This window comes from Kiloniellales bacterium (assembly GCA_030064845.1).
Classification (GTDB): Bacteria; Pseudomonadota; Alphaproteobacteria; order Kiloniellales; family JAKSDN01; genus JASJEC01.
Genome location: JASJEC010000062.1, coordinates 13,205 through 28,978, shown reverse-complemented (window position 1 = coordinate 28,978; position 15,774 = coordinate 13,205). Strand labels below are relative to the sequence as shown.

At 68.0% G+C, this 15,774-nt stretch carries 15 protein-coding genes; 8 read left to right on the top strand and 7 right to left on the bottom strand.

The features are described from left to right. Positions 1 to 796 (top strand): amino acid deaminase (locus QNJ67_17885; protein ID MDJ0610852.1); only part of this gene is annotated, 796 nt, incomplete at its 5' end. A 371-nt stretch (positions 797 to 1,167) separates the two neighbouring features. Here QNJ67_17885 and QNJ67_17880 read toward each other — a convergent pair. From QNJ67_17880 to QNJ67_17860, 5 genes are all read right to left on the bottom strand, one after another. Continuing rightward, the gene (locus tag QNJ67_17880) at positions 1,168 to 1,920 is read right to left on the bottom strand and encodes a hypothetical protein (protein MDJ0610851.1); all 753 of its coding nucleotides are present in this window, start codon (positions 1,918 to 1,920) and stop codon (positions 1,168 to 1,170) included. Positions 1,921 to 2,035: 115 nt separating this feature from the next. After that, positions 2,036 to 2,296: a hypothetical protein gene (locus QNJ67_17875; protein MDJ0610850.1), complete on the bottom strand. Its 261-nt coding sequence runs from the start codon at positions 2,294 to 2,296 to the stop codon at positions 2,036 to 2,038. Positions 2,297 to 2,510: 214 nt separating this feature from the next. Continuing rightward, positions 2,511 to 3,563 carry a D-cysteine desulfhydrase family protein gene (locus QNJ67_17870; protein MDJ0610849.1) on the bottom strand — a complete coding sequence of 351 codons (1,053 nt, stop codon included), beginning with the start codon at positions 3,561 to 3,563 and terminating at the stop codon, positions 2,511 to 2,513. 198 nt (positions 3,564 to 3,761) lie between these two features. Beyond that, a complete protein-coding gene (locus QNJ67_17865; protein MDJ0610848.1) occupies positions 3,762 to 4,715 on the bottom strand; it encodes an ornithine cyclodeaminase family protein in 954 nt (317 codons plus the stop codon). Then, positions 4,712 to 5,467, bottom strand: coding sequence for a TVP38/TMEM64 family protein (locus tag QNJ67_17860; GenBank protein ID MDJ0610847.1), 756 nt, complete (start codon positions 5,465 to 5,467; stop codon positions 4,712 to 4,714). Before QNJ67_17860 ends, QNJ67_17865 begins: the two co-directional genes overlap by 4 nt. A gap of 366 nt (positions 5,468 to 5,833) precedes the next feature. Between QNJ67_17860 and QNJ67_17855 the strand changes: the two genes are divergently transcribed. The 5 genes from QNJ67_17855 (at position 5,834) to QNJ67_17835 (ending at position 12,035) form a co-directional block, all read left to right on the top strand. Further along, complete coding sequence (locus tag QNJ67_17855; protein MDJ0610846.1) at positions 5,834 to 6,706, top strand: cell wall hydrolase; 873 nt, start codon at positions 5,834 to 5,836, stop codon at positions 6,704 to 6,706. A 409-nt stretch (positions 6,707 to 7,115) separates the two neighbouring features. Then, a complete protein-coding gene (locus tag QNJ67_17850) occupies positions 7,116 to 8,246 on the top strand; it encodes a hypothetical protein (protein MDJ0610845.1) in 1,131 nt (376 codons plus the stop codon). A 235-nt stretch (positions 8,247 to 8,481) separates the two neighbouring features. Continuing rightward, positions 8,482 to 8,859, top strand: coding sequence for a hypothetical protein (locus QNJ67_17845; GenBank protein ID MDJ0610844.1), 378 nt, complete (start codon positions 8,482 to 8,484; stop codon positions 8,857 to 8,859). 140 nt (positions 8,860 to 8,999) lie between these two features. After that, positions 9,000 to 10,598 (top strand): peptide chain release factor 3, encoded by a 1,599-nt coding sequence (locus QNJ67_17840; GenBank protein MDJ0610843.1) that lies wholly within the window; start codon positions 9,000 to 9,002, stop codon positions 10,596 to 10,598. 177 nt (positions 10,599 to 10,775) lie between these two features. Then, a complete protein-coding gene (locus QNJ67_17835; GenBank protein ID MDJ0610842.1) occupies positions 10,776 to 12,035 on the top strand; it encodes an adenylate/guanylate cyclase domain-containing protein in 1,260 nt (419 codons plus the stop codon). A gap of 25 nt (positions 12,036 to 12,060) precedes the next feature. On the opposite strand, the gene QNJ67_17830 is transcribed toward QNJ67_17835, so the two are convergent. Further along, the gene (locus tag QNJ67_17830) at positions 12,061 to 12,471 is read right to left on the bottom strand and encodes a YbaN family protein (protein ID MDJ0610841.1); all 411 of its coding nucleotides are present in this window, start codon (positions 12,469 to 12,471) and stop codon (positions 12,061 to 12,063) included. Between the two features lie 172 nt (positions 12,472 to 12,643). Further along, entirely contained in the window at positions 12,644 to 13,825 is a 1,182-nt protein-coding gene (locus QNJ67_17825; protein ID MDJ0610840.1) for a putative manganese transporter, read from the bottom strand. A 127-nt stretch (positions 13,826 to 13,952) separates the two neighbouring features. Here QNJ67_17825 and QNJ67_17820 point away from each other — a divergent pair, with 127 nt between their 5' ends. Both QNJ67_17820 and QNJ67_17815 read left to right on the top strand, forming a co-directional pair. Then, positions 13,953 to 14,867 (top strand): LysR substrate-binding domain-containing protein, encoded by a 915-nt coding sequence (locus QNJ67_17820; protein MDJ0610839.1) that lies wholly within the window; start codon positions 13,953 to 13,955, stop codon positions 14,865 to 14,867. A gap of 36 nt (positions 14,868 to 14,903) precedes the next feature. After that, positions 14,904 to 15,731 carry a mechanosensitive ion channel gene (locus tag QNJ67_17815; protein ID MDJ0610838.1) on the top strand — a complete coding sequence of 276 codons (828 nt, stop codon included), beginning with the start codon at positions 14,904 to 14,906 and terminating at the stop codon, positions 15,729 to 15,731. Positions 15,732 to 15,774 lie beyond the last annotated feature (43 nt).

The following is a 15,774-nucleotide window of genomic DNA, read 5'->3' as shown; positions in this document are numbered from 1 at the left end:
GGTCCAGGTGCTGGTCGAGGGCGGCGTGCCCGGCGGGCGGACCGGGTGTCGGGACCTGGAGACCGCCCTGGCGGTCGCCCGCGCCGCCCACGAGGCCCCGGCGCTGGCGCTCTCGGGGGTCGAGGGCTTCGAGGGCCTGATCAAGGGCGACGGCCTGGCGGACACAGAGCGCCTGGTCGCGAAGTTCCTCGACTCCCTGGTCGCGCTCGCCGCCGCCTGCCGCTGCGAAGGGCTGTTCGACCGCGAGCCGGTGCTGCTGTCGGCCGGCGGCTCGACCTTCTACGACATGGTCGTGGCGCGGCTCGGCGCCGCCGACCTCGGCTGCGCGACCGAGGTCCTGACTCGCAGCGGCTGCTACCTGACCCACGATTCCGCCATGTATCGGCGCAACTTCGCCCGGCTGCAGGCGCGCAGCCCGGACCTGGCGGGGCCGGAGGAGGGGCTGCAGCCGGCGCTCCAGGTCTGGGCCTACGTGCAGTCCTGTCCCGAGCCGGAGAAGGTCATCCTGACCATGGGGCGCCGCGACGTCTCGTCCGACGCCGGCTGGCCGGTGCCGGAGCTGCATTATCGTCCCAGCTCCAAAGGCGCGCCGGTGCCGGTTCCGACCGGCTGCGCGGTGGTCGACATGAACGACCAGCACACCCACATGGCGGTGCCGGCCGGCCACGGCTTCCAGGTCGGCGACATGGTGGCCTTCGGGATCTCCCACCCCTGCACCACCTTCGACAAGTGGCAGATGATCTGCCTGGTCGACGACGACTACACCGTCACCTCGGCGATCCGCACCTTTTTCTGAGCTGGTGCTGAACGACTTCCGAGTCCTTGATCGACGTCATCCTTCGACATGCTCAGGATGAGGGTAAGTGATTGAAACATATCGCCCTCACCCTGAGCTTGTCGAAGGGTGATGGTGCCGGGTACGCCCTACCGAGGGATGGCGCCGTGGCAAGAACCCAAAGAAGATTCACCACAGAGACACAGAGAACACAGAGGAAAATCCAAAGGTTTGTTTCGGCGCGCTACGCGCGCAACCAACTTCCTTTTTGGTTCTCTGTGCTCTCTGTGTCTCTGTGGTGAGAAGGTTGGTTGAATCCCAAGCCACAGGCACGGCCTCGCCCCCGTGTAAGCGATCTATCCGGTCCTGGCTGAGGGGGCGACGAGGGAAAACTAGGCGGCGCGCACGGCGCCCGGGCGGAAGTCGTCCAGGCTCACGACGACCGGATCGGCCTCGGTGTCGAGCGCGAGCAGCGCGTCGAGGCATTCGAGGGCGACCGACCAGGCCTTGTCGTCGAAGCGGCCGACGGCCCCGATCAGGCGCGCCGCCGGCACCGCCAGGTCCTCGACTGGGCCGTCCTTCTCGGCCAGGGCCTCGAGCACGTCGAGGCCCAGCTTCATGACCTCGACCGAGGTCCAGGTCGCCGGCCGGACCTTCACGTTCTGGCCCCAGAAGCGGGCGCCGTTGGCCTCGGCCTCGGCCCAGGCGGCGCCGTTCACGCTCGCCATGACGTCGGCGAAGGCCGCCTTGGCCTGGTCCAGGTCGTGGCGCGGCAGGCGGGGCAGGTGGGCGGCCTCCTCGAGGAAGCCGCGGGCGCGCAGGGGCACCGGGGCGGCGACGGTCACGGCGCGCCAGGCCAGCTCCTCGGCGCGCGGCCGCGCCAGGGCCTCGTCCCGGGTGTCGACCAGGCGCGGCAGGAAGGGTATCAGGCGCTGGCGCTGGAAGTGGGACATGTGGTCGTTGGTGCAGCGCATCAGGCTGACCATGGTCGGGCAGACGCAGGCCGGCTCGTCCGAATGGGGCTCGCCCGCGATCCAGGCGACGGCCTCAAGCGCGCAGAGTCCTTCGTCCGGGTTGCCGTGGAAGCCCGGCTGAAGCTCGAATTCCGGCGGCAGTGTCCGGGGCAGTGTTTCGCTGTCGGCCATGGTTCTCGAGGGACTCCCGGGGCTTTTGGGCCGGCCACCTTAGGCCTGGAGTGACTTAGAAACCGGAAACTTTAGCGGGGATTTGAGCCAATCCCGTGACAGCGGCGGCGTCCCGTCACCGCAGGCTGGAAAGGTTGGCGACCAGGGCCTGGTGATCGCGCTTGATCTCGGCGGCGATCTTATGGGCCATGTCCTTGTCGGCGCTGCAGCACCGTATGGCGACCTGGGTGCAGTGCTGGTTGGCTTCGGCCACGGCGTCGACGATCGCCCGCTCGATAGCGGCCACGACCTTCTTCTGGTGCTGTTCGTCCGGCGTGGTGCCCAGGGACTCGAAGACCGCCTTGGCCGCCGCTTCCGATCGACTGCGAAAACTCATGCTCTGCTCCTCATCCCTTCAGGGTCCCTGGCGCGCTTCGCCGGGCGCTCTGTATAGCACAGCGTTCTCTTGGAACAAAAAGCCGAGTCGCCAGGGCGTTATCCGATCAGGTGGGATCGCTGCGCGATCCACCTGGCCGGATGTAACGCCCTAAACTTAGATCTCTAGCGCACTACATCCGGCCAGACGCGAACGCGTCTGATCGGATAGTGCGCTAGGGGCTTAACGCCATATCCTCGGCGTAGGCGAAAAGGGCCGGGGTGCCGCCGGTGTGGACGAAGACCACGGTCTCGTCTTCGCCGAGGCGGCCTTGCCGGACGTGGTCGATCAGGCCGGCCATGGCCTTGCTCGAGTAGACCGGGTCGAGAAAGAGGCCCTCGGTTTCGGCGACCAGCTTCAGCGCCGCCCGGCTCTCGTCGGTGACCACGCCGTAGCGCGGCCCGATGTAGCCGTCGTCGGCCGTGACCTGCTCGGGCCGGATCGCGAGGTCGAGGTCGAGCTGAGCGGCGGCGGCGTTGGCGATCCGGGCGATGTCCGTCGCGCGGTCCTCCTCCCACTGGATCGGCGTGATCGCCACGACCCGGGCGCGGCGCCCGAGGGCGCGCAGGCCGGTCATCAGCCCGGCGGGCGTCATGTTGGCGCCGCAGATGTAGACCGCGTCGGGGTCCAGCCCGGCCGCCTCGAGCTGGGCGTCCAGCTCGGCCGCCGCGTTGACGTAGCCGAGCGCCGAGCGGGCCTGCTGGTCGAGGGCGAAGGGCGCGACGACATAGGGCTTGCGGCCCTCGGCCTTGAGCTGCGCCGCCTTCTCCTCGAGCAGCGGCGTCAGCCTCTCCATGGTCTCGATGTCGACCACCGTGACCTCGGCGCCCATCAGGCGGTCGAGCAGCAGGTTGCCCTGCACCCGGGGTCCCTTTTCGCCGTGGATCAGCACGAGCGAGACCCGGAGGCCGAGCTTGCAGGCCGCCGCCGTCATCTGGCGGCACCAGTTCGACTGGGTATAGGCACCGGCCACGACCGTATCGGCCCCGGCCGCCAGCACGTCGGCGAAGACGAACTCGAGGTGGCGGGTCTTGTTGCCGCCGAAGGCGAGCCCGGTCATGTCGTCGCGCTTGACCAGGATCCGCGGCCCGCCGAGCGCGGCCGAGAGGCGCGGGCAGGGGTCGAGCGGGGTCGGCAGGTGGGCGAGCGGCACGCGCGGATGGCGCCCGATGCGTTCCACGAGTTCGGCGCGGGTGAGGGTCCGCGCGCCGCTATCGGTCAGTGCCATGGCTTCCGTCTCCTCCCCGAGCAAGGTGCTGTCAAAGTCCCTAGTCGGCACCATCACCCTTCGACAGGCGTGCGGAGCACGCGCGCTTCGCGCGGGTGAGGGAGAAATGTATCAAAAAGAAACCCTCATCCTGAGCTTGTCGAAGGATGACTGTGATCAAGGGCTCAGGAGCCTTTCAGCAGCATGCTCTGGCCCCGGTCACCCTGACCGCGCACGCGCCCGGTCCAGGATATGGCGTCCGGTCATGAGGTCCAAGTGGGCGCCGCCGCCGTTCTTGAAGAGGGTGACGTCCTCGGCCGCGGCGCGGCCCGCCGCGCGCCCCTGGCAGAGCTCGAAGAGGTCGCCCCGGATGTCGGACTCCGAGACGACCCCGTCTTCCATCGGACGGGTCAGGTCGCCGCAGTACCCGAGGGTGAACCAGCGCGAGTCGACGTAGATCTCCGCCCGGCGGCAGGCCTCGTCGTCGGCCTCGCGCATCTCCGGGGTGAAGCCGCCGACCAGGTCCAGGTGGCAGCCGGACCGCAGCCAGTCGCCCCGGATCAGGGGCCGGGTCGCCCCGGTCGCGCAGGAGATCAGGTCGGCGCGCCGCGCCGCGGCCTCCAGGTCCTCGCCGGCGCCGGCCGCGATGCCTTGTTCCTGAAGGGCCGCGGCGAGGGCCCGCGCGGTCTCAGGCGTGCGGTTCCAGACGGTGACCTCCCCGATCGCGGGCCGGGCCGCCAGGTGGGCGCGGATCAGGTGCGGCGCCATCACCCCGGCGCCGACCATGAGCAGGCTGCGGCAGTCCTCGCGCGCCAGGAATCGGGCGCCCAGGGCGGAGTCGGCGGCCGTCTTCCAGGGTGTCATGGCGGTGCCGTCGATCAGCGCGCTGACCGCGCCGCTCCGGCCGTCGAACAGGACGTAGACCCCCTGCACCGTCGGGAAGGCGCCGCCCGCGTTGTCCGGAAAGCTGGTGACCAGCTTGACGCCGAGCGCCTCGTCCCACTGCCAGGCCGGCCACACCAGGAGATGGCGGGTCAGCCCCGCCGCGCCGGGCTGCGCCAGAACCAGCCGCTCCGCCGTGTCGACGCCGGCCCGGTGCCCGGCCTCGAGCGCGTCGATCAGGCCGGGATAGTCGAGCAGGGCGTCGACCGCCGCCGCGTCGATCATTCTCATGGCCGCCTGTCTTTCCATTTCTTGTAGGCCACCGGGATCAGGGCCAGGACGGCCAGCCCGACCAGGGCCGCGCCGATCTCGAAGGTGACGATGTTTGCGCCGGTGAACTCCTCGCCCTTGTCGAAGATGCTGCCCAGGCCCGCGCCCACCGTGGTGTAGACGATCGACCCGGGAATGATCCCGATGAAGGTGGCCAGGACATAGGTCCTGAGCGTGACGCCGAGAAAGGCCGGCACCAAGTTGACCACGAAGAAGGGGAAGATCGGCACCAGACGCAGGACCAAGAGGTAGTTGAAGGCATTCTCCTGGAAGCCTTCCGCCATGGACTTGATCCAGGGGCCGGCCCTGGCGCGCAGGGCTTCGCCGACGGTGGTCTTGGCGATCACGAAGAGCAGGCTGGCGCCGAGGGTCGCCGAGAAGACCACCAGGACCGTGGCCAGCAGCCAGCCGAACAGGAACCCGCCTGTGATGCTGAGGACGGCGCCCCCGGGCAGCGAGAAGGCGACGGCGGCGGCGTAGACCCCGGCGTAGATCAGCGCCGCCCCGAGGCCGTGGTCCTGGACGAAGGCCTTGAGGGCCTCCCGGTGCTGCTTCAGCGCCTCGAAGGTGACGTAGCGGTCGAGGTCGAACAGGAAGAAGCCGAGAATGCCGAGCAGCAGGACGGCGAGCGGCCAGAGGCGCCGGATCGTGAAGGTGCCGCGGTCGGCCGCACCGCCGCCGTCCCCGTCGCGATCGCCCCGATCCTGCGCCATGCCGACCCGCTTCCCCGCCACTGCAAAGCCCGAAGCAGGCTACAACAGGGCGTCTTCTTTGTCCCGCCGGGCCGCCGGCGGAGGGCGCTCGGGGGGAATTGACATCGTGAGGCTGGACGCTAAAACAGCATCCGACCGTCCAAGGACGGAGGTCCGCTTTATGTTGCGTTGAAATTGACTTGAGTCAGATAGAGTGGGGTTGTGTAAGATTTTATCTAATTACACAGAAATATTGAGATAATTGACAAGTAATCGGCGTTTCGTTAATTTATCGGTAACCTGTTATTTGGTTGGGGCGCGGCTTTTTTCGGCCGCGGGGTGACTGGAAGCTAGGCAGGTCCCGTATAAGGACCTGGGAGTGGAAGGATGCTGGAAGTCTCATCGAGGCCGGGCGCCTGGGGCGGCGCGCGGCACAAATTGGGTGCAGCGGCCGTGATTGCCGCAGCGACCCTCGTTTCGGGGATGCAAGGGGGAAGCGCGTCTGCGGACGACGACATCCGTCCCTGGTCCCCAGGCATGACCGTGCCGGTGGCCGCCGCCGAGGCGCCCGCGGCCCAGGTGCTGGGCGGTCCGCCCAACGAATTCGCCTGGCCGGAGAGGCGGGAGATCGCCTGGGCGCCGAAGCCGCTACCGCGGGCCGCCCAAACGCCGGCCGCCGAAGGCAAGACGCCCGCCGCCCGCACCTTGGCCGCCGAGGCCAAGCCGGCGCCGGTCCGACGCCCGGTCAGGGCGGCGCGGGCCGGTGAGATCAGGTCCCTGGCGAGCTTCACCGCCGCCCGGCAGGCCAAGAGCGGCCCGCAGAAGCTCTATGACGAGCTCCACTGCCTGGCGCTCAACATCTACTTTGAGGCGCGCGGCGAGGACATGAAGGGCCAGCACGCGGTGGCCCACGTGGTCATGAACCGGGTCAAGGACGCCCGCTTCCCCCACACGGTCTGCGACGTGGTGCGCCAGGGCGGCGAGGCGACCCTGCACCGCTGCCAGTTCTCCTGGTGGTGCGACGGTCAGAGCGACCGGCCCAGGAACCTGGAGATGTGGAAGGTGACCCAGGCGATCGCGCGCTCGGTCTATTGGGGCTACTCCGCCGACCCGACCCAGGGCGCCCTCTGGTACCACGCCGACTACGTCATGCCGCACTGGGGCAAGGTGTTCAAGCGGGGCCCCACGATCGGGCGGCATATCTTCTATGTCGCGGACGAGAGGGGCATCTACCTGGCGCAGAACAGCGTGGAGCCCTAGAGGGCTGCGTGCCGGACCGATGCCGGAGCTCCCCTCCGGATAGATACCGGGGCGCGCCTGCCGTAGCGGGCCGGCATGGGCCTCCGGCCTCTCATTTGACGATAGCCGAGGGCAAACACCTCCTCGTCATCCTCGTGCTCGACACGAGGATCCAGGATTTGTTGCGCAAGCTGGCAGCGCCTTAAAGGCGAGCACCGAGGTGGTCCCGACCCCCGTCACTTGGAAGGGCGCCTTCTCCCCGCCCAGATAACCGAAGACGAAACTCCTCCCCGCCTGCTGAGCCGCCGGCGGCCTCCATCCGTGGCATGCCTTATGTCCATGCTCGTTGAAATTGAGTATGCCTTTTTGCTATCGAGAACAGGCAAACTCGACTGAAAGATCGTGTGGTGTGAAGGGAGGGGTCTCGATCATGAAGAAGCTTCTACAAGTCACGGCGCTATCGTCCGTTGCTCTCGTTGCCTTGCCGGCGCTCGCGGAGGACCCCTGCCTGCCAGGCGGTTCGACCTACACAAGCGGCACCTACCAGGCCGAACTGCCGTTTAACAGCGGCATTGAACGCACTTTCCGCGTCCATGTTCCGAAGGGCTATGACCCGGATAAGCCGCGCAAGGCGCCTCTCGTCTTGATCTTCCATGGCTGGGGCGGGGACGAGAACGAGTTTCTCGACTCGGCGACCGTCACCGACGAGGCCGACCGACGCGGCTTCATTCTCGTCGCCCCGCGCGGCCTCGGCTCGGGTGAGCCCGACCAGAGCTTCAATTCATGGTCTTTCCTAGGCTCGACCGACGGATTGGACGCCCGCGACCGTCCGATCTGCGACGCCAGCATAACGCCTGACTACAGCTATCAATCCTGCGGCCCGGTCGGCGACAAGACGGCGGTCGCGAAGAACACCTGCTCCTGGACCCATTGCCAAAGCGACGACATTATCTTCGCGCTCAACTTGGTCGAGCAGGTCAGCCACAATCTTTGCGTCGCCAAGAAGGACGTTTTCGCGGTCGGCGGATCGAACGGCGGCATGTACACCTGGAACCTCGGCCAAGACCCGCGCAGCGCGAAGCGTTTCCGCGCGATCTCGGCGCTGATCGGGCTGCCGCATCGGGGGTATCTCTCGGCGAAAGCGAAGAAGGGCAATCTTCCGGCCCTGGCGATCACGGGAAACCAAGACACCGTCGTGCCGCCCGGCGAATGGGAGGACCCGCGCTTCACCGCCTCGACCGCTTTCGGCGAAAGCTATTTCTATACCGGCGCGACGGGGATCACGCGGTCCTGGGCGAAAGCGCATGGCTGCAGCGTCAAAGAGCCGGCGGTTCCGTTCGAGGACCATGGGTCGGGCTATGATTGCCGAACCTATTGCGACAAGGACGAAGATTGGGACGAAGCTTGGCCGCGTGTCTTGGACTGCCGCGCGGAGATGGGCCACGAGTACGACTTCGATAACTCGTGGGAACTGATCATGGATTTCTTCCATGCCCATTCCGCCCGCGTGGCGGCGCGGCCCGATCCGGACGACGACCGTGACGAGGATGACGACGACTAGATACACCGGCAGCCGGTGCCCCGGCTGAGCTAAATCTGGGGACAGGGTGTAGTTTCGATAGAGCTTCTCGGCGGCTAGGGCGGTTCGCAGAGGATATGAAACTATGTGCTGTCCCCGAATTTGCCGCCTTCGTCAGCCGGCGAAGTGCCGCCGGTCCGCCCCAACGCCTTCGCTCTTGGGTCACTTCTCGGGGCTAGTGTCTGCTCAGGTTTCCTGAACCGGCGGTGCGACGGGCATGTCCCTCTATCCACTGATGGAGTTCCTGGTCTCCGATCTGGGCATTTTCACCGTTTATGCGGTGCCTTTCGTGCTTGCCGCCGTCATGCCCGGATTTCGAGCGCTCGCGGTGATCACCCTGACGCTGAGCGGCCTGATCCTCTTCGCATTCCTCCGCCTCTCCGCCGAGGACGTGCCGGGCGGCGCGTCCCTCGGCCAGGCGATGATGCTGGGACTGGTCATCTGGGCCGGTGTCGGCCACGTGGCCGGCGTCATGACCAGGGCGATCGACCTGGCCAGGAGTCCCGGGCCGCTCGCCGCGCGCGCCGGCGTCTATCTGGTGGGCTTCGCGCTCCTGCCCGGCCTTTTCCTCGCCTGGTCCTGGTGGCGCGAATGACAGGCGGCCCCGCCTTCGATCCTTGCGAAACCGGCGCCTCTTGACGATATATCAAGGCCTTCAGCCGCATCCCAACAAACGAGCATCGGCCGGCCCGCCGCCGGCCCCCGCTTCAGGAGACGAGACCCGTGAGTTCGACGCTGGCACAGGAAACCCCATCGGGGGGCGCGGCCTCGCCGGTCGCGCGCGAGGCCGGCCAACGCCGAACCTTCGCCATTATCTCCCACCCGGACGCGGGCAAGACGACCCTGACCGAGAAGCTCCTGCTGCTCGGCGGGGCGATCCGCATGGCCGGCGCCGTGCGCGCGCGGGGCGAGGGGCGGCGGACCCGCTCCGACTGGCTCAAGATCGAGCAGGCCCGGGGCATCTCGGTCTCGACCTCGGTCATGACCTTCCAGTTCGGCGACGTCACCTTCAACCTGCTCGACACGCCGGGCCACGAGGACTTCAGCGAGGACACCTACCGCACGCTGACCGCGGTCGACTCGGCGGTCATGGTGATCGACGCGGCCAAGGGCATCGAGGCCCAGACCCGCAAGCTCTTCGAGGTCTGCCGCCTGCGCGACACCCCGATCGTCACCTTCGTCAACAAGCTCGACCGGGAGTCCCGCGACCCCTTCGACCTGATGGACGAGATCTCCGACCAGCTCGCGCTCGACACCACGCCCATGAACTGGCCCGCCGGCATGGGCGGCCGCTTCGGCGGCTGCCATGACCTGCGGCAGGACAGGTTCCTGCCGTTCGGCGAGGGGGCGGGGGACCGGCGGCTGGAGCTCGCCGACCCGGCGCTCGCCGAGTTGCTGCCCGAGGATATCCTGGAGAGCCTGCGCGAGGAGACCGAGCTGGTGCGCGAGGCCTGCCCGCCCTTCGATCTCCAGGCCTACCGCGAGGGGCACCTGACGCCGGTCTTCTTCGGCTCGGCGCTCAAGGAGTTCGGCATTCGCGAGCTGCTCCAAGGCCTGTCGGACTTCGCGCCGCCGCCGGGCGCGCGGCCGTCCGACCAGCGCGCGGTCGCGCCGGCCGAGGACAAGGTCACCGGCTTCGTCTTCAAGGTTCAGGCCAACATGGACCCGAACCACCGGGACCGCGTCGCTTTCATGCGGGTATGCTCGGGCCGCTTCAAGCGCGGTATGAAGCTGCGCCACGCGCGCAGCGGCAAGCAGATCGGCATCCACAACCCGATTCTCTTCTTTGCCCAGGACCGCGAGCTGGCCGAGGAGGCCTGGCCCGGCGACATCATCGGCGTGCCCAACCACGGCACGCTCAGGGTCGGCGACACCTTGACGGAAGGTGAGGCCCTGCGCTTCACCGGCATCCCCAACTTCGCGCCCGAGATCCTGCGCCGGGTGCGGCTCGACGATCCCATGCGCGCCAAGCAGATGCGCCGCGCGCTCGAGGACCTGGCCGAGGAAGGGGTCACCCAGGTGTTCCGGCCGCAGATCGGCAGCGACTGGATCGTCGGCGTGGTCGGCCAGCTGCAGCTCGACGTGCTGGAGACCCGGATCGCCGGCGAGTACAATCTCAAGGTCGGCTTCGAGGCGGCGCCCTACCAGACGGCGCGCTGGGTCGAGGCCGGGAGCGACGCGGACCTCAAGGCCTTCTCCGAGGCCAACCGGGGCTCCATGGCCGAGGATCGCGACGGCGCCCCGGTGTTCTTGGCGCGCAACGCCTGGGAGCTGAACTACACGGCCGAGAAGTGGCCGGACATCAAGCTGGTCGCCACGCGGGAGCGGGCCTAGCAGGTTGCTGAAATAGTGCCTCGTTGGCACCATCACCCTTCGACCAGCTCAGGGTGAGGGCGGGATGTTTCAGTCAGTTACCCTCATCCTGAGCTTGTCGAAGGATGACCGTGATCAAGGGCTCACGGGTTCTTCAGCACTCTCCGGGATTTCCTGACGAGGCGGGGCCACCAGGACATGCCATCGCAACCATCGAGCCCGCTCGCCCTCGACGGCCTGCCGTTCCAGATCGTGGAGCGCGGCCTGCAGGGCCTGCCGCTCGACGAGCAGCTCTCCGACTACTGTGCGCGGATCTACGACGCCGGATTCCCCATGCAGCGGGTGCAGATCGGCATGGATACTCTCCATCCGCGCTACGGCTCCCATACCTTCGTCTGGCAGCCCGGCTCGCGCGCCATGATCCGGTCCCACGAGCGCAGCATGATCAGCCAGGAGATGTATCTGCGCAGCCCGGTCTATTTCATGCGCACGCAGGGCTTGAAGCAGCTGCGCCGGCGCCTCGACCAGGACGGTCTCGAGGATTTTCTGCTCTTCCCGGAGCTGCGCGCGGAGGGCTACACCGAGTATGCGGCCTGCCTCGTGCCCTACGATCCGGCGCAGCTCGAGGCCATTGCCCGGAAGGCCGGCCGCGCCGAGGCGGCGGCGGGGTCGGGCCGCGCCGTCGACGGCATCTTCTTCTCCTGCGCGACCCGCAGCCCCGAGGGCTTCGACCACGACGCGCTCGACCAGGTCTTCGCGACCCTGCCTTACCTGGCGCTCGCCTTGAAATCACGCCTGACCTATGACGTCGCGAGTACGGTCCTCGGCACCTACCTCGGGGGCGACGCCGGCCACCGCGTGCTCAACGGCACCATCGAGCGCGGCTCGGGGCAGGCGATCCGCGCGGTCATCTGGTTCTCGGACCTGCGCGGCTTCACCAAGCTGACCGACACTCTGCCGCGCGACGACCTGATCGAGGTGCTCAACGACTATCTCGAGGCCATGGCGCGGCCGGTCCAGGACAAGAACGGCCAGATCCTGAAGTTCATGGGCGACGGCCTGCTGGCGGTCTTCGACCTGACCGGCCGCGACGAGGCGGCGGTCTGCCGCGACGCGCTAGACGCCGCGGCCCAGATCCGTCGCGAATTTCCGACCTTCAACGCGGAGCGCCGCGAGGCCGGCAAGCCGACCATGGACTTCGGGCTGGCGCTGCATCTGGGCGAAGTGCTCTACGGCAACATCGGCGCCAGTGAGCGGCTGGACTTCACCGTGGTCGGGCCGGCGGTCAACGAAGCGAGCCGCATCCAGGCGCTCTGCCGGCCGCTCGATCGCAATGTGCTGGTCTCCAGCGTGTTTCGGGATGCGGCGGGCGACGAGGCGGCTGGTCTCGAGTCCCTGGGGTCCCACCAGCTGCGCGGCGTCTCCACGGCGCGCGAGCTCTTCACGCCAGGCGATTGAAAAGTCGAAGCGGTCCGCTCCCGTGTCAGCGGCTTTGCGCGGGAACGCGGACCGGGTTGGGGCGGGTCAGGACGTAGGCGCTGGCCAGGCCGAGCATGGCGAAGGTCACCGCGAAGGGCAGGCCAACACCCAGGGTGAAGGCGGCGATCGCGAGGCCGATGCCCATGCCCGAAACAGCCGCGGCCTTGCTCTTGGTGCTGATCGCGCCCTGGCTCAGGTAGTCTTCGATTACCGGGCCGAAGTGCGGCGCATTGACGATCCGCTGGTACATCCTCTCCGACGAGCGCGCGAAGCAGGCGGCGGCGGCGATCCAGAAGACCGCCGTCGGCATGACCGGCAGGACCGCGCCGATCGCGCCGAGCCCGAACAGGATGTAACCGGCGATGAGGTAGCCGTGGCGGCGCAGTCGGCCCAATAATCTGTTCTGGCTCTGCATCTCTGCTTCCTCTTTTCGATGCTCACGCGATCCGGAAACAAGGGACAGGCACTGCGAACCGGCATGTTGCTCGGCCCGCTTCCACTATACGGTGCCACTGCCCCGACGGTTTCCGCGCCGCACGAAAATTTGAGCGCGGGGTTATGGCAGAAGCGTTCTGCTCGCCGTCGTTTCAGTAGCCGAGCATGTGCGCTCCGTAACCGACGACGAGTGCCGGCAAGGCGCTGTAGAGCGTCGCCGCGACCGCCGCCCGGGGCGCGATGGCGATCGCCGGGAACAGGGCGTCCCCGTCGTTGGCGATGGCGTTTCCGAGCTGCGCCGACAGCGGCAGCGCGCCCGCCAGATAGAGCGAGGTCACGACGAGCTGGGGGCCGCAGCCGGGGATAAAGCCGACAAGGATCGCCAGGGCCACGACCAGCGGGCCGGTCGCGATCAGCAGGGCTTCGATGTCGATGCCGAGCGCCGCGACCAGAAGCTCGTAGCCGACCATGGCGAAGACCACCCAGGCGAGCACGAAGTTGGTCGTTTGGATCACCGACCGGGCGATCGGTCGGCAGCCCGCCGCGCTGCCATTGTCTTGTTCGTCGGGATCGCCGTCCCGGGCCCAGAGCAGCAGCCCGAGGCCGGCGCCGGCCAGCGCCAGCGTCAGGGCGGCGCCCTCCGGAAGGCCGAGCCAGCCCAGAAGGTCGGCCTCGGCCATGGCGGCCGGGATGCCGACCACCATGGCGACCGCCATCAGGGCGATCCAGGCCCACTCCAGCGGGCCCTGGCGGCCGCCGATCCAGGGCTTGCCCGCGATGCAGGCCCGGTCCTGCCGGGCGGCCTGCGCCGGACGCAGGAAGTCCCTGCCGTGCAGCCCGTCGATGAGGTAGCCGCTGGCCACGCCGACAGCGAGCGAGATGCCGCTGACCAGCAGCGCCGTCATGGGCTCGGCCGCGATCAGCAGGAACATGGCATCGCCCATGGTGGTCGACAGGGTGGCCACGAGACCGCCGAAGCTCATGTGACCGCGGGTGAACTGGGTCACCGCGACGATGGCGCCGCCGCAGCCGGGGAAGGCGCCCAGGAGGGCGCCGATCGGCACCTGCCAGGCGGCATGGCGGCGCAGCAGCGTGCCCAGCTCGGTCTTGAACCCGGCCTCCGCGCCGTAGACCAGAAGCAGCGTGAAGGCGACGAAGACCGCGATCTCCAGATAGGCGTCGGCGGCCGCTTCAAGCGCGGCCGGGACTTGGCCCGCGGTGGCCGCGATCAGGGCCGCGAGCAGGAGAAGCGCGGTCCAGCGATAGAGCGCCCCGAGGTGAAGAGGCCCCTGGCCAAGTTCGCGGGCTCTCAGCGCGGCGGCGAGCGTGGACATGGTGGCCTTCCTCGGTCTGTTCCGGAACAGTAGCTTGTAGTTGAACTTAGACTCGTTCTAATCATTGACAAAATGGTTATATTCGATAGGATCAATTGGTGTTGCCTATCGTTGGCTCGGACCGCCGATGAATCTGAGGGACCTCCGCTACGTCTGCGCCGTCGCCGATCACAAGCATTTCGGCCGGGCGGCAGCGGTCAGCCACGTCAGCCAGCCGACCCTCAGCGGACAGATCCGCAAGCTGGAGAACTATCTCGGGGTCGAGATCTTCGAACGGACCAACAAATCGGTGCGGCTGACCCCGGCCGGCGAGCGCATCGTCGCGCTCGCCCGCGACGTGTTGCGCGGTGCCGACGAGATCGAGCGGGTCGCAGACGCGGAGAAGGATCCGGCCGCGGGTCCGCTGCGCATCGGGCTGATCCCGACCATCGCCCCCTATCTGATCCCGCTGTTTCTCGCGCCCCTGCGCCGCCGGCTGCCGAGCATCCGGCCGGTCTTCGTCGAGACCGTCACCCAGGATCTCGAGGCACGGCTGGAGGCCGGCGACCTCGACGCGGTGATCCTGGCGACGGCGCCGGCGAGCCCGCGGCTCCGCTCCCTGCCGCTCTACCGCGAGCCCTTCTGGCTCGCCGTGCCGCGCGGCCACCCGCTGGAGCATGCCAGGACCATCGACCTCGGCGCCCTGACCGCGGACGAGCTGCTGCTGCTGACCGAGGGCCACTGCTTCCGGGACCAGGCCCTGGCGGCCTGCCGCCTCAAGGCGCCGGCCGAGGGCGCGGACATGTCCGCGACCAGCCTGGAGACGATCATCAACCTGGTCGGCGCGGGGCAGGGGGTCACGCTGGCGCCGGCCCTGGCGACCAAGGGCGCCTGGACCACCGATCTCGGCGTCATCGTGCGCCAGCTCGACGAAGGGGCGGCCTACCGGGACGTTCGACTGGTCTACCGCAGCGGGTTCCCGCGCCGCGCGGTCCTGGAACAGGTCGCTGACGTAATCCGCAGCGTCGTGCCATCCTCGGTCACGGCGCTGGAGTCCGTCTAGAAGAGGGCCGCGAGGCCCGGCAGGAGGGAAGGCAACATGGAAGATACCGTCAAGGAAATCCAAGGGCTGATCGTGACCTATGGCCTCAGTGCTCTCGGCGCGTTCCTGGTTCTCGTCATAGGATGGATACTTTCCGGCTGGCTGTCTGGTCTGGTCGGACGGGTCCTTGGGAAGACCGCGGCGGTCGATGAGACGCTGCGCGGTTTCCTGGTCAGCCTGGTCAAGTATCTCATCCTGATCTTCACCGTGGTCGCGACGCTCAACCAGTTCGGCGTGCAGACCACCAGCATCATCGCCGTCCTGGGCGCGGCCAGCCTGGCCATCGGCCTCGCGATGCAGGGGACGCTGAGCAACGTCGCCGCCGGCGTGATGCTGCTGCTGATCCGGCCCTTCAAGGTCGGCGACTATGTCGAGGCCGGCGGCTTCGCCGGCACGGTCAAGGTGATCCACCTCTTCCTTACCGAGCTGGCGACGCCCGACAACGTGCAGATCCTGGTGCCCAACGCCCAGATCTGGGGTTCCGCGATCCAGAACTACAGCTTCCACAAGACTCGCCGGCTCGACCTGGTCGTCGGCGTGAGCTACGAGGACGACCTGACGAAGGCCGTTGCCGTGCTCGAGGACGCGGTCAAGGCCGACAGCCGGGTCCAGGCCGATCCCGTTCCCCAGATCCTGGTTGGCGAGCTGGCCGACAACTCGGTCAACATCACCATACGCCTCTGGTGCAATGCGGCAGACCTGTGGCCGCTCAAGTTCGACCTGACCAAGGCGCTGAAGCTGCGGCTCGACCAGGAGGGCATCTCGATTCCCTATCCCCAGCGGACGGTCCACGTCGTGACCGGCGAGGCCGCGGCCTTAGGATAGGCGGCGGCTCGACATTCACCGGCTTTGTGGCATGCTGCCGCCC

What these genes read in the sequence shown, in the direction of transcription:
- QNJ67_17875 (MDJ0610850.1), bottom strand. Translation starts at nt 2,296, where the DNA reads ATGAGTTTTCGCAGTCGATCGGAAGCGGCGGCCAAGGCGGTCTTCGAG.
- QNJ67_17825 (MDJ0610840.1), bottom strand. Translation starts at nt 13,825, where the DNA reads ATGTCCACGCTCGCCGCCGCGCTGAGAGCCCGCGAACTTGGCCAGGGG.
- QNJ67_17880 (MDJ0610851.1), bottom strand. Translation starts at nt 1,920, where the DNA reads ATGGCCGACAGCGAAACACTGCCCCGGACACTGCCGCCGGAATTCGAG.
- QNJ67_17855 (MDJ0610846.1), top strand. Translation starts at nt 5,834, where the DNA reads ATGCTGGAAGTCTCATCGAGGCCGGGCGCCTGGGGCGGCGCGCGGCAC.
- QNJ67_17870 (MDJ0610849.1), bottom strand. Translation starts at nt 3,563, where the DNA reads ATGGCACTGACCGATAGCGGCGCGCGGACCCTCACCCGCGCCGAACTC.
- QNJ67_17830 (MDJ0610841.1), bottom strand. Translation starts at nt 12,471, where the DNA reads ATGCAGAGCCAGAACAGATTATTGGGCCGACTGCGCCGCCACGGCTAC.
- QNJ67_17860 (MDJ0610847.1), bottom strand. Translation starts at nt 5,467, where the DNA reads ATGGCGCAGGATCGGGGCGATCGCGACGGGGACGGCGGCGGTGCGGCC.
- QNJ67_17820 (MDJ0610839.1), top strand. Translation starts at nt 13,953, where the DNA reads ATGAATCTGAGGGACCTCCGCTACGTCTGCGCCGTCGCCGATCACAAG.
- QNJ67_17865 (MDJ0610848.1), bottom strand. Translation starts at nt 4,715, where the DNA reads ATGAGAATGATCGACGCGGCGGCGGTCGACGCCCTGCTCGACTATCCC.
- QNJ67_17845 (MDJ0610844.1), top strand. Translation starts at nt 8,482, where the DNA reads ATGTCCCTCTATCCACTGATGGAGTTCCTGGTCTCCGATCTGGGCATT.
- QNJ67_17850 (MDJ0610845.1), top strand. Translation starts at nt 7,116, where the DNA reads ATGAAGAAGCTTCTACAAGTCACGGCGCTATCGTCCGTTGCTCTCGTT.
- QNJ67_17815 (MDJ0610838.1), top strand. Translation starts at nt 14,904, where the DNA reads ATGGAAGATACCGTCAAGGAAATCCAAGGGCTGATCGTGACCTATGGC.
- QNJ67_17835 (MDJ0610842.1), top strand. Translation starts at nt 10,776, where the DNA reads ATGCCATCGCAACCATCGAGCCCGCTCGCCCTCGACGGCCTGCCGTTC.